The following is a 16,264-nucleotide window of genomic DNA, read 5'->3' as shown; positions in this document are numbered from 1 at the left end:
GTTATGAAAAATGTAATCATTTTCGAAGACGATTTTCGAATCGCAGTATTATTAAAAGAAAAAATAAACGAGCTTGCTGATTATCAATGTGAAGCTGTTTTTTCCAATCCAATCGAATTTTTAGAGAATCCAATACCGGCCGATATTTATTTATTAGATATCATTATGCCCAAAATGAATGGGCTTGATGCAATTAAAAAAATTCTAGCCTTGTACCCTGAATCTAATATTATTATCAATTCTATTAGGGAAGACTCGGACACTATTTTTAATGCCATCCAATTGGGTGCCATAGGCTATATTGATAAACAAAGTTTTCAAATGGACTACCAAGAAGTTTTTGATGCAATTCAAGATGATGGAGCCTATATGACTCCTAAAATTGCCCGAAAAGTAATCGCACATTTTCAAAAAAAGAAAAATGATTTGGAAAAATTAACCCAATGTGAAATAGCAATCACAAATGATATCTTGGATGGATTGAGTTATAAATTAGTAGCTGATCGACATAATTTATCCATCGATTCTGTGCGAAGTCATATTAAAAACATTTACCGAAAACTCAATATCAATAGTAAATCTAAACTTTTTAATACGTTTAAAATATAATACAATCTATTAAGGCCAAATTAAATTCCATTTTTACTTGATTCAACAAAAAAAGCCTCTTCTTTCGAAGAGGCTTTTGTACCCGGAGCCGGAGTCGAACCGGCACGGTTTCCCACAGGTGTTTGAGACCAGCGCGTCTACCAATTCCGCCATCCGGGCTTAGCAGACATAAAATAACAACAGTTATTTTAACGCAATAAAAGAGGAGATTGTTATAAATCAACCATCGATTCCTTTAACACGGTGCAAATGTAAAAAATAAAATTAAAACCCCTAATAAAAATACTTAATTTTTTCCTTTCAGAGTTGAATAAATTTTCTAAATTTGCAGCCTGTTACAACACAACTTACTAACTAACTACAGCCGAGGCAAATACATACATAAGAGCTAGTATTACATGATAAAGCTCCATTATATGAAACGTATCGGTGTATTAACAACAAATTATCAATGTCACACCAAGAACCAGAAGCTAAAATTTTTGCCTGTTCACAAAGTGTCTATTTAGCTGAGCAGATAGCAGAAGCTTACGGAGTCCCTCTAGGAAAGGTAATCACCTCTACCTATAGCGACGGAGAATTTCAACCTTCTTATGAAGAGTCAATTCGTGGATTACGCGTTTTTATTGTGTGTTCAACGTTTCCAAGCGCCGATAATTTGATGGAATTGTTATTAATGATTGATGCAGCTAAGCGCGCATCAGCTCGACATATTACTGCAGTTATTCCTTACTTCGGTTGGGCAAGACAAGACAGAAAAGACAAACCAAGGGTGCCAATTGGAGCTAAATTAGTAGCTAATTTATTGGATGCCGCTGGAGCAACTAGAGTAATGACTATGGATTTGCATGCCGATCAAATTCAAGGTTTTTTTGAAAAACCAGTAGATCACCTTTTTGCTTCTACCATCTTTTTACCATACGTAAAAAGCTTAGGTTTGGAAAATTTAACGATTGCGTCTCCTGATATGGGAGGATCAAAAAGAGCCTACGCCTACTCTAAATTTTTAGAATCTGACGTAGTAGTTTGTTACAAACAAAGAAAAGTAGCCAATGTAATTGACACTATGGAGTTGATTGGAGAGGTGAAAGGCAGAAACGTAATTCTAGTAGACGACATGATCGATACTGGAGGAACTTTGGCGAAAGCCGCAGATTTAATGATTGAAAAAGGAGCCTTGAGCGTAAGAGCAATTTGTACTCACCCAATCTTATCTGGAGAAGCCTACGAAAAAATAGAAAACTCAAAATTAAGTGAGTTAATAGTTACCGATTCTATTCCGTTGAAGAAAAAATCGGACAAGATCAGAGTGTTGAGTTGTGCGCCTCTTTTCGCAGAAGTAATGCACATGGTGCATCACAACAATTCCATTAGTGGAAAGTTTATTATGTAATATTTTTAATAACTATATTTTTTTACAATGAAATCGATTACAATTAAAGGATCAGAAAGAGAAAGCGTGGGCAAAGTTGCTACTAAAGCCTTACGTAATGCTGGAGCGGTTCCTTGCGTGTTATACGGAGGAGATCAAGCAGTACATTTCTCAGCAGAAGAAAAAGCATTCAAAAACTTGGTTTACACTCCAAACGCACACACAGTTGTGATTGATTTGGGTAATGGAAAATCATACAATGCCATTCTTCAAGACATTCAAGTTCACCCAGTAACTGACAAAATTTTACACATTGACTTCTTCCAGTTGTTTGACAACAAAGAAATCACTATGGAAGTTCCTGTAAAAATTGTTGGTACTTCTAAAGGTGTTCTTTCAGGAGGTGTTCTACGTTTGAACACTCGTAAATTAAAAGTAAAAGCTTTACCATCAAATCTTCCAGATTTTGTTGAAGCTGATATTACTCCACTTGAAATGGGGAACAAATTGTATGTTACGAAATTAGTTTCTGACAAATACAAATTAATGCACCCAGACAACACAGTGGTTTGTCAAGTAAGAATTTCTCGTGCGGCTATGAAAGCGGCTCAAGAAGCTGCAAAAGCTGCAAAAGCACCAAAAGGAAAAAAATAATTTTTTTTCAATCATACGAAAAAGCATCAGTTTTACAACTGGTGCTTTTTTTTTGGATGTAAATTTTAATTAAAGCTTCCAGCCTTTAAAAGGCTGGAAGCTTTAATTAAAAAATAAGTTTATTTTTGCAACATGATTCAATGGATAACACAACTGTTTGCCTCTAGTAAAACAGCAAGTGATACAGACACTATGAAACCGGAGGTTCACGAACACCAAAAAAACAATATGAAAAGCGTGAGTAATAAATTTTTAATTGTAGGTTTAGGCAATATTGGAGCCGAATATGTCAATACACGCCACAATATTGGATTTAAAGTTTTGGACTTTTTAGCCAAAAAAGAAAGTCTCTCTTTTGAAACTGTAAAATTGGGCGCTCTTGCCGAATACAAATTCAAAGGACGTACTTTTTTGTTGCTAAAACCAAACACCTACATGAATTTAAGCGGTAAAGCGGTGAAATTTTGGATGGACAAAGAAAATATTCCATTGGAAAATGTATTAGTAATCACCGATGATTTGAATTTGTCTTTTGGCACCATTCGCATCAAACCAAAAGGAAGTGATGGCGGTCATAACGGACTCAAAAACATCAATTTGATTTTGAATACCCAAAATTATACGCGTTTTCGTTTTGGAATTAGTGACCAATTTAAAAAAGGACAACAAGTAGATTATGTGCTTGGCGATTGGGACGAAGAAGAAAAAACGAAACTTCCGGAACGACTTGAATTAGCTTCTGAAATTATCAAATCTTTTGGAACAGCGGGATTAGAAAACACCATGACCGCATTTAACGGCAAGTAAAAACGATTGTATTGATTAATATATAGCCAGTTTTTTAACTGTGGTTTTATAACCGTCAACAATAGTCAAAAGATAAATCCCAGCCTGGATATTGCCTAATTGTACTGTCTCATTAAATAATGTAGCGCTAGGAAAATCTTTTTCATACACTTTTCTACCTAATAAATCGTGAACTAAAATAGTGACTCCTGAAGTATATTGGCTAGAGAACAGTACGCAAAAATCTCCTTTAGTAGGATTGGGATAAACCAAAACGTTACTTAAATCAACCGATACTGGAGCCATAGAAGTATAGGCTTTAGTACAAATAGTTACTGAAGCTGAATTTAATGTTCCAACATCTCCTACAAATTCATCTCTAATTCGCAATGTCCATGTTCCCGATGGATTTAACTCGTTAAACAAATATAACGGATCAAAGGGCGCAACGGTTTGTAAGGTTTGTTTACCGCAGGTAATTGCCCCGCCTAAGTCATCATAATTAAGCACCAAACTGCCATTGGTATCTCCACAACCTTTTTCAAACAGCTTTACTATTTTCCCTTGTGGGTTAAGTAATTCTATTTGAACATCCGACAAATATTGGTGTGTAAAATTCAAAGCGACATTCACATCCGAAACTGTAGTAGTGGTGGCAGGCACCGTAATTGTTCTAGCAGTGTACGATGTCGATTCGGGAATTACAAAAGGTGTTGAAAAATTATACGTAGCACAGGTAGATTCTGTTGTGTAACCAATAGCAAAAGGTTCTTTATTTATTGCATAATAAATATTGGCAGTGGGTTCAATTAAAATTCGGCAATTTTTCCCCGTGATGCCATTAGGAACAATAATAAGTTCCGAACCATCATTGGGTGTATTCGCCTTTAAAACTGTCGGAAAAGTTAGTCCTCCATCAACAGACAACTTGATATTGACATTTGCCGAACCCGGTAAATTGAGTGTATTATTCACTGACCAAGTAATCGTTTGAAGGCTTAAAGGTTTCCAAGACAAATCAGCAGTATTTTGAGAAGTCACTTCAAAAGGTCCTTTTGTAGCATCTACCGTAACCACCATAGCATCGGTATTGGTTTGTGCCAAACCATCAGCAGCATTATCGCGTACTGTAAGTGTAAAATGCAAGGTTCGAGCCACATCTGAAACCGATTCCCAAGTAGAACTTAACCTATTTGTCAGTACTTTATTCTGCGCAGGCATATACCGAATAGGAGAAATACTGGGACTCAACGACCTAAAAAGAGGGCCATCTGTCTTGGTCGAATACGCGATACTATTAGCTCCTGTTGCACTAGTAGCCGAATCATTTTCTTCCCAACAATAGCTCAACACATCTCCATTAGGATCTAGACCCGAGCCTTTCAGTACAAAAGCCGTTCCTTTAGGAATCACAAAATCTGCCCCCGCATTAGCCGTTGGCGTTTTATTAGACAAGATAGTCGTTATTGGGCAGGATTTTGTGGCTAAATTATTTTGTATTTGTGCAATACTAACATAAGCAAAATAATCATCCGAATGGCTCTGCACATTGTAATCAGTAACTCCTGCGTAGGCCATAATAGTCGAACCTCCACCTGGTTCTACATTAACACCCGTACCTTCAGTTTCATGAGAAAAAGTATGATTTGCCCCTAATTGATGACCCATCTCATGTACTACAAAATCAATATCAAACGTATCCCCTTCAGGTTTTCCGTCAGCGGGAGAAGTATAGCCACTGCCTTTAGCTAAATCAGTTGATGAGATTGGATTTTGACATACGCAACCAATACAACCGGCATTGCCACCCCCTCCCGAAGCACCAAATAAATGTCCAATATCGTAATTAGCATTTCCTATTTTGGCTGTTAAATCATTTTGCAATTCTAAGTTCCAAGCGCCATTAGCCCCAACAGACGCGGGAGAGAAAGGATCAGTGGCAGCATTCGTATACAATAAAACTGTATTGTTGGCAATCAAATTTAAATGCAACGCCAAATCTCTATTAAAAATACCATTCACGCGAGTTAAAGTTGCGTTCATCGCAGCTAATGCTTGAGTCACTCCACCAAAATAAGCAGTATATTCTCCGGTACATGCCAATGCCAATCGTAATGTTTTATATACCCCATTATTAGCTGTGGTAGCGAGAGTTTTATTACCTAATTGTTTGTTTAAAAGCACGTCAGCCGTTGAACAGCTTAAGGGTAAATCGCCTTTTTTTCTGGTATTGGAATCAAACAATTCATAAATATCCTGACTGTCCGAGAAACGTTCAATAAATTCAGTAGTAGTATCGGAACGCAAAACCATCGTTTGAATTCCTTTTGAAGACATGCTGAAATAAACAGACGCATTTTTATCTGTCAAACCCACCCCTGCATACGAACGAATATCTGGAAATTGAGCTTGTAAAGCGGGTTCAAAATTAGAAAATTCATGAATTTTAAATTTTTCTAATTCGCCCTTTTTATTTGGAATTTCGATTTCCATTTCGCTCACAATAGCTGAATTTTGAAGAGGTTGCAAGGACTGTTTTAAAGCTGATGCATCTAATTCAAACAATACTAAATTCTCCTGATTTTCTCTAATATTAGCACGTTCTGTTAAGGAAATTTGGGCTCGAGAAATTCTTTTCCACGGAGATACATTTTGGGCTTGTACCAGCGAAAAAGAAAAGATAAGAATTAAAAACAGAAAGTATCTTTTCATAGATTGGGTGTCTTTGGAATTCCAAAATTAGTTTTTTTGATTTAAAATTAGGGTTCAAAATCCTGAATTTTATTTCAAAAAACAGGATTTGATCTTCTTTTGACTGATAGTTTAAAAGTTTAGTTCAAAAGGAATTCATTTTGAAACGAAATTTCAAATAGATTAGTTTAAATTTGCACCCAAAATAAAGGGAAACTGACTTGAAAATTTTTCATTCCATAAACGAATTTCATTCTGACAAGAAAACCATTTTAACGCTTGGTACTTTTGATGGGGTGCATATTGGTCACGCGGCAATTCTAAAAAAATTGACCCAAAACACCAACAATGGAGAATTTGAAAGTACCGTACTTACTTTTTTTCCACACCCAAGAATGGTGTTGCAAGGAAAATCCGATTTGAAATTACTGAACACCATCAATGAAAAAATGGAGTTATTAGAAACAATTGGAATTGAAAATCTAATTATCCATCCTTTTGACGAAAGCTTCGCTCAGTTAAGTGCCGAAGAATTTGTCAAAACCGTTTTAGTAGATCAACTACATGTTCAAAAAATCATCATTGGCTACGACCACCGATTTGGGAAAAACCGAACGGCAAACATTGATGATTTAATCACTTTTGGCACACAATATGGGTTTGAAGTAGAGCAAATATCAGCCCAAGAAATCAACGCAATTTCAATCAGCTCCACCAAAATTAGAACCGCTCTTGAAACAGGAGACATCCATTTGGCCAATGAATATTTAGGCTATGCTTATTTTTTAAGCGGAACTGTTGTAAAAGGGAAACAATTAGGTAGAACCATTGGTTTTCCAACAGCCAACATTGAGTTAGAAGAAACCTACAAATTAGTTCCAAAAAACGGAGTCTACGTAGTCCGTGCGGAAATAGAAGGTAAACACGTTTTCGGAATGATGAATATTGGCCTTAACCCTACTGTTCAAGGGAAAAACAGAACTATTGAAGCTCATTTTTTCGATTTTGATGCTGATATTTATAATCGTCACATTAAAGTTTCTATTTTACAACGCCTTCGTTCAGAAAAGAAATTTGAGTCGGTTGAATTGCTAACAAAACAATTGGAAGACGATCGAAATTTTTCAAAACAGTACCTTCAAAATTTATAAAACAAGTAGCTCTCCCTTTTAAATACGTGCGATTGCTTGTTTGAAACTATTTGATTACTTTTGACACATAAAATTACACCCATGAGCATTACAAAACACGATTGGACAAAAGAAGAAATTATCGCTATTTACAATAGACCTTTAATGGACTTGTTGTATGATGCAGCCACAATTCATAGAGAAAATCACGATCCAAACGTGGTACAGGTTTCAACTTTATTGTCCATCAAAACAGGTGGATGCTCCGAAGATTGTGGGTATTGCCCTCAGGCAGCACGTTACAACACCAACGTAGAAGGAAATGATTTAATGACGGTGAACCAAGTAAAAGCACAGGCTTTGAACGCTAAATCAGCTGGATCTTCTCGTGTATGTATGGGAGCCGCTTGGCGCAATGTAAAAGACGGACCCGAATTTGACCAAGTGTTAGAAATGGTGCGTACCATCAATAAATTGGACATGGAAGTATGTTGTACTTTGGGGATGATTACCGAAAACCAAGCACAGCGATTAGCCGAAGCAGGTTTGTATGCTTACAATCATAATTTAGATACTTCAGAAGAATATTATAAAGAAGTGATTTCGACACGCGGTTTCGAAGACCGTTTGCAAACTATAGAAAACGTTCGTAAAACTAACGTAACTGTTTGTAGTGGTGGTATCATCGGAATGGGAGAAAGTATCGAAGACCGTGCAGGAATGCTGGTAGCACTTTCTACTTTAAATCCACAACCGGAATCAGTGCCAATTAATGCTTTGGTGGCGGTAGACGGAACACCTTTGGAAGACGAAGAACCCGTTGAAATTTGGGAAATGATTCGAATGGTAGCTACAACTCGAATTGTAATGCCTGAAACACAAGTTCGTTTATCGGCAGGTAGAACCAATATGAGTCGCGAAGGTCAGGCGATGTGTTTCTTCGCGGGTGCCAATTCTATCTTTGCAGGAAATAAATTATTGACCACTCCAAATCCTGATGTGAATGAAGACATGAAAATGTTTGAATTATTGGGATTGAAACCACAAAAACCATTTACTAAAATGGTACAACCACCAACAGTAGAAGCCGAAGATTCTCAATATGCTGCCTTAGGCGAAAAACCAAAATGGTCGCGTCCAGGTCATACTATCGAAAGAAATTTAGAAGCCTCTGTAAAAGGAAAATAAAAAATAGCATTGAAGTATATAAAAGCTTCCACCATTAAGGTTGGAAGCTTTTTCTTTTACAACAACACTTTACGACTGACTACTGCTCCTGTTTCCAATGTAATTTGAACAATAAGCACTTTTGTTTTCCAAAATGCTGCTTCAATAAAATGCGTTTTTGTTTTCAATTGTTGCACTTGATACAATTGCCTACCATCCATCGAGTATAGCGACACTTTATTGATTGTCTCTTTTAACGAATTTATCTGAATTTGATTGTTTCGAGTTACAATTTGAACTTCAGCGGAAATTGCTGAGGGAACAGCATTTTTAGATTGAAAACGCAACTCAAACCGATTGTCAAACGTGCCTTTGGTAGTAGTGAATGAATAGGCTTCTTTCTTTAAATCAAATATTTTAGTTTGTTCTTTGTCTTCCAAAAAAATGTTTTGATTTGCAAACAGTCCATCAAAATCATCCAAACTAATCGTATAATTCCCTTCTTGTTTGGCTCGGTAGCCTATCGAAACTGAATCCGAATCATCAAATGGTAAGGCTCTTGCCTGAATACTGTTTTTATCTCCTTCGTTTAGACTATAAAAATCCAACCATTCGTTGCTATCCAACGAAAGTCCGTCAAATAGTATATCTTTCACATTAGTTGCTCCTGTGGCGTACCCCAATAAAATTTGTTTAAAAAGACCTTGTGCGTTGGATAAATTGAGCCAAATTCGGTGTTTTTCAAAGTGGGAAGAAGCTACTGATTTATTTGAACTATTTTTAAAGAATACACTATTCTCTCCTTTTAATCGCATTGCGTTTTTAAAGACAATATCTCCCTGCTGATTGTTCCCTAAAACAAAAAAAGCTTGACCGGATGCAATTTTACCATTTGGAATTGTGTTATTTATCCCGCTATTTTTAGCCGCTGTTCCTACTCCTCCCAAAATAGTATACACGGCATAATCATCAGAGGTATATTGGCCATTATCAATTGGGGTATTGTGTGTCCAAAAATACAAGCTACCCTGTAGCACATTCTGATTCTCTAGAATAAATGCATCGGCATTCAGTGATGAAGGATACGGATTTCCTATCAAATTGGGCGTTTTCGTTTGAGCTATAGGAAGTGAAACCAAACCATTATTGGGTATTCCAGAAAAAGCAGCTTCGAAAATTGCCGGAGTCGTTGCTGAAAAACTTTGAGGCGCTTGAAAAATATAGCCTTTGCCTATAATCATATTTGTATTGTATGATTCATTTTTCCAATGATTTAACTGAGAATTAAAAGAATAAAAGGTAGAAGAAGGCGAATTCGGAGAAAGTAATTTCAATTGTTGACCTGCCACTGGCGAGGACCAATAGGTATAATCCGTTTTACGAACCGGTGTGGTTTTTCGCTTGAACTGAACAACCCCTGTATTTACAACGGAATCATCCGTTTGAAATAAAGAAGCATTATTTTCAAAAACTAAATTTCCGCTTCCGGAATAGTTGGACACCAATTCTAAAGTAGCTGCAGTTGCAACCGTAACTGTTATTCCTGAATTGACTACACAAGAACACATTTTAGTATCAGTCGAAATCTCATAATTGCTATTAAAAATAACCGTTTTATCCTTCGTTGGCAAACCATTGCTCCAATTTTTCCCGTCCCAAATTGTGCCTTCTTGACAAAATAACAACTTCGCGATGCGATGCTTCGAAATTCCGGAAACCGAATTGAAATTACCTCCAATAACCGCTCCACCTTGAACCAAACAAATACTATTCAGTTGCCCATTTAGAATGACTGGAAAAGAAGTGTCATAAGTCCCATCTGGCAATAAGCGCACCATTCTTTTTACAGAAGTACCCTTATAATTCCCCGAAAAAGAACCGCCTACTAAAATCCTTCCATTAGATTGTAAAACAATGGAACGCACTGTTCCTCCACTAAAACCAGTTCCTGAATTAAACGTTGCGTCTGCGGTTCCATTAGAATTAAGTCGTATTATTTTGCCAATCGTTTGTCCGTTGTATTTGGATAGTGAACCTCCCACAAGAATTTTCCCGTCATTTTGTAACGCCATAGTATAAATAGTCCCTACAAATCCTGTCCCAACAGAAAAACTCGAATCAACCGAACCATTTGAATTTAACCGAATTAATTTATTCGATCCAACTCCATTAAAAGTAGCGAAATCTCCTCCCACTACAACCTTTCCATCGGGTTGAATCAATAATAGATTTGGTGTAGCATTAGGATTTGTTCCAATGTTAAAACTAGTATCCAAATCACCGTTTAGCTGTAACCGAATCACTTTTTTAACAGCTACTCCTTTATACGTGGTAAAACTACCCGCCACAATAATTTTGCCGTCAGGCTGCAAAGCCAAAGTATAGACCATATAATTAAAACCAGAACCAACATTAAAAGACGTATCGATATCACCATTCAGATCCAAACGAACCATTCTTTTGACAGGAATATCATTATATTTAGTGAAATTTCCCGCTACTAGAAGTTTTCCGTCTGGCAGTACCACTACTTCTTTGACTGTACTATCAAATCCAGATTGATTGGGATTGAAAGTAGTGTCCAGCTCACCGTTTGCCGTCAGTTTTACAATTCGATTAATGGATTTTCCATTAAATTGAGTAAAACTTCCAAAAGCAATATAACTTCCATTTACTAAAGGAACTATTTTGTCTACTGCTTTATCAAATCCTACTCCAGCGGTTAAATACCCTGAATCCAATTCGCCAACGGTACTAATTTTAGCTAACTTCCCCTGTTTCAAATCATCAAAAAAAGAAAAAGAACCTCCAACAAAAAAGCTATCTATTGATTCAGTTAAAGTGTACACAGTTGCTGAGGCTGGGCCTGCGCCAATATCAAAATTGGTATTCAGTGTTCCGTTTGAATTTAAGAAAACCAGACGATTAACAGCTGTCGACTTATAAGTACCGCTAAAACTACCGCCTACCAGAAATCCGCCAGAAGTACTATGAATCGCATGAACTGCTCCATTATTAAAACCCGTTCCAGACAGAAAACTGGTATCGACGGTTCCATTCGTATTCAAACGAACAATTCTATTTTGAGGCGTTCCATTGTAATTCAGAAAGCTACCTCCTACTACAATTTTACCCTCCGCCTGAATCGCAATAGCTTCAATAGCATCATCAAAACCAGTCCCTATAGAAAAAGTGGTATCAATGCTTCCATCTGAATGCAACCGAACTAATTTGGAATAATTAGCATTCCCGTTAAAAGAACTAAACGTTCCCGAAAGCACTATTTTACCATCAGGAGCAATCGCCACATCGTCAATTGTACTCGTAGTTCCTGTCCCTGTAACGAAACTAGTATCCAAATCGCCATGAGGTAAAACTCTTGCAATTCTGTTTACAGTAATTCCATTGAATTTGGTAAAACTTCCTACCACGAGTAATTTACCATCAGCCTGTAATGCCAATCCATAAATAGTACCACTACTCGCCGCAATAGAAGTGTCGAAAGTAGTATCTCTCGAACCGTCTGCATTCAACCGCACCAAGCGCCCCACTGGAATTCCATTACAAGTAGTAAAGGCTCCTGCCACTATAATTTTGCCATCAGGCTGGATAAGCGAAGTATAAATTTTACTATTGAAAGAAGTACCTAAATTAAATCCAATATCTTTGGAACCATCCGTCTGTAATCGACAGAGATACGGAGTGGCGCTGCCATTGTAATTTAGAAATTCACCTCCTACGATTAATTTTCCGTCGGTCTGAAGAGACAATGTTCGCACGGTTCCGTCAAAACCATCGCCCAAAAGTCCATCATCATACGAATTAAAGTGGGGGTCGAGTTGCACTTCTTGGCTGTAGCCAAAACAAGAAAGAAAAAAGAATAGCACAAAGGCCACCCTTTTTTTAGGTGTAATTTGGGTAAAGTATAACATAAAGGGGGCGCTTTAAATTATGATTTTAAATACTAATTTAACTAGTAATCACAAACTTAACCTAAAAACAGACACATTAAAATACCCACATTTAGTGATTTTTGATAAACCGAAAGATGGCAATCCAAATAAAATACTTACTTTTCGAGTATAAAAACTACCTCATGAGCGAAGTCAATTCCGTTAAAGAAGCGATTCATAAAATAGAACATTTCTGTGCCTATCAGGAGCGTTGCCACGATGAAGTGGTGCAAAAATTACGCACTATGAAAATGGATTCGGCAGAAATTGACGAAATTTTGGCTCATTTAATCCAAGAAAACTACCTCAACGAAAGTCGGTTTGCCTGCAGTTTTGCCCGAGGAAAACACCGCATTAAGTTGTGGGGCAAAGTGCGCATCGTCAACGAATTGAAATTGAGAAACATCACAACTTACAATATCAATTTGGCACTCAAAGAAATTACCCCTGAAGAATACGAAACGAATTTCAATGCTTTGGCCGAACGAAATTGGCATTCCATCAAAGAATCCAGCGGACTCAAAAAACGTAAAAAATGTTGTGATTTTTTATTGAGAAAAGGCTACGAAAGTAATGTAGTGTACGAGAAAGTGAAAGAGTTAGAAGCTGGGAAAAATTAAATTTTTTTGTGCCGTTAGGTACAACATAGAGGTAAAAAAATCCAAGCTTGAGTTTCCGTGCCGTAGGTACGGGATTTCGTACCTAACGGCACTCTTGAAAAATCATGCTACACAAACTACTTTATTCTGTACCTAAAGGCACAATAAAAAAACAATTTAAATTGACAACAACACACTCACCGCATTACCTCCAAAACCAACGGCATTTACCAGTACTTTTTTGATAGGTCTTGTTGGTGTTTCCGCTTTTACAAAAGGAACGCCCACAAACTGATTGTGTTGCAGCATTAGAATAGCCAACTCCAAACTCAAAATGCCCGAAGCACCAAACGTGTGTCCTATTTTCCATTTGTTGGTGGTCAATAAAGGAAGCTTGCTGCCAAATACTTTTTCAATGGCTTTGTATTCCGTCAAATCGCCTTTAATAGTTCCAGGAGCGTGCATTACGATGGCATCTACTTCGGATACATCTGTGTTTGCCAAAGCCATTTTCATGGATTTTTGAAAACAATCTGCCTCCGCAGAAATGGAAATATTGTGTTCTAAAATTTCGGTAGCATAACCAATGCCTTCAATGTAAGCCAAAGCATTTTCTTTTTTCCCAATTTCCAAACAACAAACGCCAGCACCTTCACCCAAAATCATGGTATTTTGCGTTTTATCTAAATCCAACGCACGATTCGGGTAGTGTTCTTCGCTTCGAGAATAAATTTTTAAGGCACGCATTTGGGCAATTGTGAAATCAGTCAAAGGAGCTTCGCTACCGCCAACCAAAAACTTATCTGCCATTCCCGAACGCAACCAAGCTACACCATTCAAGACCGCATGTAAAGCCGTAGAACAAGTGATAGAATGCGAAATTTCTGGACCATCAGTTTGTAAATCGTGCGCTACCCAAGAGGAAATATTCCCTAAAGTAGTGGTGGGTGAAGCCAAGGTTTGTGCTTTGCCCGTTGTGATGTATTCTTGAAAATGTTGTTCAAATAAATCGGTGGCACCACGAGACGAACCGATATTAATTCCGAAAACATCGTTTTTTGACCAACCCGCTTTGGCAATGGCCTTACGAGAAGCCAACATAGCATACAAAACGGAATTGTCTAAGGATTTGTATTTGATATCGGATTGTCTCAAAGCCGCAACTTGCGCTTTTGAATCTTCATCCAAAGGACCTACCCAAGTCTCTTTTTGATCTAAAAACCGACTTTGAAAACACGGGTTAGGATTTTGATACTTATTCCAAATAATTTCTGGTTCATTCCCCAAAGGAGAAACAGAAGCAATGGCCGTTATGGAGATAGTTGGTGACAAAGGACTATTTTTATGCAAAATTACACTATTTCAAGAGCACTTTCGACCACTTGATAGACTTTTTCTAATTGCTCGTCCGTAATTATATAAGGAGGCAAAATGTACACAATATTGCCCACAGGACGTAATACCACCCCGTTTTCAATAAAGAAATTATAGAGTTTGTTACGCAAATTTCCATAATAACTTGCAGCCGATTCCGTCTTGATTTCCAAAGCAAAAATAACGCCTAACACTCGGGTAGTTACTACTTTTGGATGTGATTTAACCCGTTTTTCAAAAGCCAAATGATTCGCATTTACTCGCAAAATATTGGCTTGCATTTCAGGAGTTTGCAACAATTTCAAACTCGCTAAAGCCGCCGCACAACCTGTCGGATTCGCCGTAAACGTATGTCCGTGAAACAAGGCCTTATTAATATCTTCGTCATAAAAAGTATCAAAAATAGGTTGGGTAAAGGTCGTAATTGCCATCGGAATCGTACCGCCTGTTAAGGCTTTGGACAAACACATCATATCGGGCTGTTCTACCAAATAATCCGATGCAAAGGTTTTTCCTGTTTTGCCAAATCCCGTCATCACTTCATCAGCAATGGTCAACACCTTATTTTCTTTACACATTCGAATTAAGGTATCCAAAGCAGCGGGTTCATACATCACCATTCCTGCGGCACCTTGTACCAAAGGTTCGTAGATAAATCCAGCACAATGGTGGATTTTTAGGGCTTTCGCCAAAGCGTTAAAACTAACTTCTTCCTGTCCAACAACAGGAACAGGAATCCGAATTACATCAATAAACATTCCTTGAAAAGCATCTGTAAAAAAAGAAATACCACTCGCTGCCATAGCCGCAAAAGTATCGCCATGAAAGGCATTTTCAAAAGCAATTATCGTTGTTTTCTTTTCTCCTTTATTGAAAAAATACTGCAACGCCACTTTAATCGCCACTTCTACAGCGGTAGATCCATTGTCTGAAAAGAATAATTTTTGTTGATTTTTGGGTAAAATCGCCATCAATTTTTCAGCCAAAACTACAGCAGGTTCATGCGTAAATCCGCCAAAAAGCACGTGTTCTAAAGTAGTCAGTTGTTTGTAAATCGCATCAGCAATGTAGGTATTAGAATGTCCGTACGGATTCACCCACCAAGACGCAATCGCATCAATATATTCTTTATCGTTTTCATCCCACAACAATGCGCCTTTCCCTTTTGTAATGGCAATAGGAGCCGAAGCGGTCTTATGCTGTGTATAGGGATGCCAAAGGAATTGATTGTCTTTTTCGGTTAAACTCATTGGATTTTTGCTATTGAATTTTGACATTGTTATTGCAATTTCAAAAGGTTTTCTCGAAATAAATCGGCATATTCTACTATGACGTTGGTATCAAAATACGGTTCTTGGGCAATTCTGCCAATACACGGCAAACCTGTTCTGTTTAAAATTATAGATTCAGAACTTGTATTTTCTTCGCCAGAAAAAATAATTCCTGCAATGGATAATTTTCGGTTTTGTAGGGCTTCTACCGTCAATAAAGTATGATTAATACTGCCTAAATAATGGCGCGACACCACAATTACTTTATAATCCGATTGAATAATATCCACCACCGATTGTGTTTCATTAAGCGGAACCAAAATGCCTCCCGCTCCTTCAATGACCAAGTGATTCTTGGTTTGAGGTTCTTGAATTTGGTTCAAATCGATAGTTATTCCGTCTTTTGCAGCAGCTAAATGAGGACTTGCCGGAGTTTGCAAAGCGTAGCTATTCGGATGAAATTGTGATTGTGTATTCGAAATCAAATCTTGTACTTTATGCGTATCCGAGTGTTCCAAATCGCCTGCCTGGATGGGTTTCCAATAATCCGCGTGGAGCGCTTCCACAATAATTGCCGAAGCAATTGTTTTGCCTACATCGGTCGAAATGCCTGTTATAAATAATTTCATATTAGCCACGGATAAAACGGATGAAACGG

At 37.5% G+C, this 16,264-nt stretch carries 12 protein-coding genes and 1 tRNA gene; 7 read left to right on the top strand and 6 right to left on the bottom strand.

Annotated elements, in window-relative coordinates:
- Nucleotides 1-3 precede the first annotated feature (3 nt).
- Nucleotides 4-609, top strand: coding sequence for a response regulator transcription factor (locus Q0L65_RS13005; protein ID WP_296687092.1), 606 nt, complete (start codon nt 4-6; stop codon nt 607-609).
- Nucleotides 610-688: 79 nt separating this feature from the next.
- Here Q0L65_RS13005 and Q0L65_RS13000 read toward each other — a convergent pair.
- A tRNA-Leu gene (locus Q0L65_RS13000) sits at nt 689-768 on the bottom strand.
- Between the two features lie 292 nt (nt 769-1,060).
- On the opposite strand from Q0L65_RS13000, the gene Q0L65_RS12995 reads away from it, so the two are divergent.
- From Q0L65_RS12995 to pth, 3 genes are all read left to right on the top strand, one after another.
- Complete coding sequence (locus Q0L65_RS12995) at nt 1,061-2,002, top strand: ribose-phosphate pyrophosphokinase (protein WP_296687090.1); 942 nt, start codon at nt 1,061-1,063, stop codon at nt 2,000-2,002.
- Between the two features lie 27 nt (nt 2,003-2,029).
- The gene (locus Q0L65_RS12990) at nt 2,030-2,635 is read left to right on the top strand and encodes a 50S ribosomal protein L25/general stress protein Ctc (RefSeq protein WP_296687085.1); all 606 of its coding nucleotides are present in this window, start codon (nt 2,030-2,032) and stop codon (nt 2,633-2,635) included.
- 132 nt (nt 2,636-2,767) lie between these two features.
- The gene (pth, locus tag Q0L65_RS12985; RefSeq protein ID WP_296687083.1) at nt 2,768-3,442 is read left to right on the top strand and encodes an aminoacyl-tRNA hydrolase; all 675 of its coding nucleotides are present in this window, start codon (nt 2,768-2,770) and stop codon (nt 3,440-3,442) included.
- A 15-nt stretch (nt 3,443-3,457) separates the two neighbouring features.
- On the opposite strand, the gene Q0L65_RS12980 is transcribed toward pth, so the two are convergent.
- Nucleotides 3,458-6,133: a reprolysin-like metallopeptidase gene (locus tag Q0L65_RS12980; RefSeq protein WP_296687080.1), complete on the bottom strand. Its 2,676-nt coding sequence runs from the start codon at nt 6,131-6,133 to the stop codon at nt 3,458-3,460.
- A gap of 200 nt (nt 6,134-6,333) precedes the next feature.
- Here Q0L65_RS12980 and Q0L65_RS12975 point away from each other — a divergent pair, with 200 nt between their 5' ends.
- Nucleotides 6,334-7,263: a bifunctional riboflavin kinase/FAD synthetase gene (locus Q0L65_RS12975; protein WP_296687079.1), complete on the top strand. Its 930-nt coding sequence runs from the start codon at nt 6,334-6,336 to the stop codon at nt 7,261-7,263.
- A gap of 81 nt (nt 7,264-7,344) precedes the next feature.
- Nucleotides 7,345-8,430 (top strand): biotin synthase BioB, encoded by a 1,086-nt coding sequence (gene bioB, locus Q0L65_RS12970; RefSeq protein WP_296687075.1) that lies wholly within the window; start codon nt 7,345-7,347, stop codon nt 8,428-8,430.
- A gap of 56 nt (nt 8,431-8,486) precedes the next feature.
- On the opposite strand, the gene Q0L65_RS12965 is transcribed toward bioB, so the two are convergent.
- Nucleotides 8,487-12,341, bottom strand: a complete 3,855-nt coding sequence (locus tag Q0L65_RS12965; RefSeq protein ID WP_296687073.1) for a calcium-binding protein — start codon at nt 12,339-12,341, stop codon at nt 8,487-8,489.
- A gap of 164 nt (nt 12,342-12,505) precedes the next feature.
- Between Q0L65_RS12965 and Q0L65_RS12960 the strand changes: the two genes are divergently transcribed.
- Nucleotides 12,506-12,982 carry a regulatory protein RecX gene (locus Q0L65_RS12960; protein ID WP_296687072.1) on the top strand — a complete coding sequence of 159 codons (477 nt, stop codon included), beginning with the start codon at nt 12,506-12,508 and terminating at the stop codon, nt 12,980-12,982.
- Between the two features lie 156 nt (nt 12,983-13,138).
- On the opposite strand, the gene Q0L65_RS12955 is transcribed toward Q0L65_RS12960, so the two are convergent.
- From Q0L65_RS12955 to bioD, 3 genes are read right to left on the bottom strand one after another with little or no spacing between them, the layout of a single operon-like run.
- On the bottom strand, nt 13,139-14,293 hold the full coding sequence (locus Q0L65_RS12955; RefSeq protein ID WP_296687069.1) for a beta-ketoacyl synthase N-terminal-like domain-containing protein: 1,155 nt from the start codon (nt 14,291-14,293) through the stop codon (nt 13,139-13,141).
- Between the two features lie 20 nt (nt 14,294-14,313).
- Nucleotides 14,314-15,585: an adenosylmethionine--8-amino-7-oxononanoate transaminase gene (gene bioA / locus Q0L65_RS12950; protein ID WP_296687260.1), complete on the bottom strand. Its 1,272-nt coding sequence runs from the start codon at nt 15,583-15,585 to the stop codon at nt 14,314-14,316.
- Between the two features lie 29 nt (nt 15,586-15,614).
- Nucleotides 15,615-16,235, bottom strand: coding sequence for a dethiobiotin synthase (gene bioD / locus Q0L65_RS12945; protein ID WP_296687067.1), 621 nt, complete (start codon nt 16,233-16,235; stop codon nt 15,615-15,617).
- Nucleotides 16,236-16,264: the final 29 nt, after the last annotated feature.

It is taken from the genome of Flavobacterium sp. (genome assembly GCF_024642105.1).
Classification (GTDB): domain Bacteria; phylum Bacteroidota; class Bacteroidia; order Flavobacteriales; family Flavobacteriaceae; genus Flavobacterium.
This window is presented reverse-complemented; position numbering and strand designations above follow the sequence as displayed.

What these genes read in the sequence shown, in the direction of transcription:
- Q0L65_RS13005 (WP_296687092.1), top strand. Translation starts at nt 4, where the DNA reads ATGAAAAATGTAATCATTTTCGAAGACGATTTTCGAATCGCAGTATTA.
- Q0L65_RS12995 (WP_296687090.1), top strand. Translation starts at nt 1,061, where the DNA reads ATGTCACACCAAGAACCAGAAGCTAAAATTTTTGCCTGTTCACAAAGT.
- Q0L65_RS12990 (WP_296687085.1), top strand. Translation starts at nt 2,030, where the DNA reads ATGAAATCGATTACAATTAAAGGATCAGAAAGAGAAAGCGTGGGCAAA.
- pth (WP_296687083.1), top strand. Translation starts at nt 2,768, where the DNA reads ATGATTCAATGGATAACACAACTGTTTGCCTCTAGTAAAACAGCAAGT.
- Q0L65_RS12980 (WP_296687080.1), bottom strand. Translation starts at nt 6,133, where the DNA reads ATGAAAAGATACTTTCTGTTTTTAATTCTTATCTTTTCTTTTTCGCTG.
- bioB (WP_296687075.1), top strand. Translation starts at nt 7,345, where the DNA reads ATGAGCATTACAAAACACGATTGGACAAAAGAAGAAATTATCGCTATT.
- Q0L65_RS12965 (WP_296687073.1), bottom strand. Translation starts at nt 12,341, where the DNA reads ATGTTATACTTTACCCAAATTACACCTAAAAAAAGGGTGGCCTTTGTG.
- Q0L65_RS12960 (WP_296687072.1), top strand. Translation starts at nt 12,506, where the DNA reads ATGAGCGAAGTCAATTCCGTTAAAGAAGCGATTCATAAAATAGAACAT.
- bioA (WP_296687260.1), bottom strand. Translation starts at nt 15,585, where the DNA reads ATGAGTTTAACCGAAAAAGACAATCAATTCCTTTGGCATCCCTATACA.
- bioD (WP_296687067.1), bottom strand. Translation starts at nt 16,235, where the DNA reads ATGAAATTATTTATAACAGGCATTTCGACCGATGTAGGCAAAACAATT.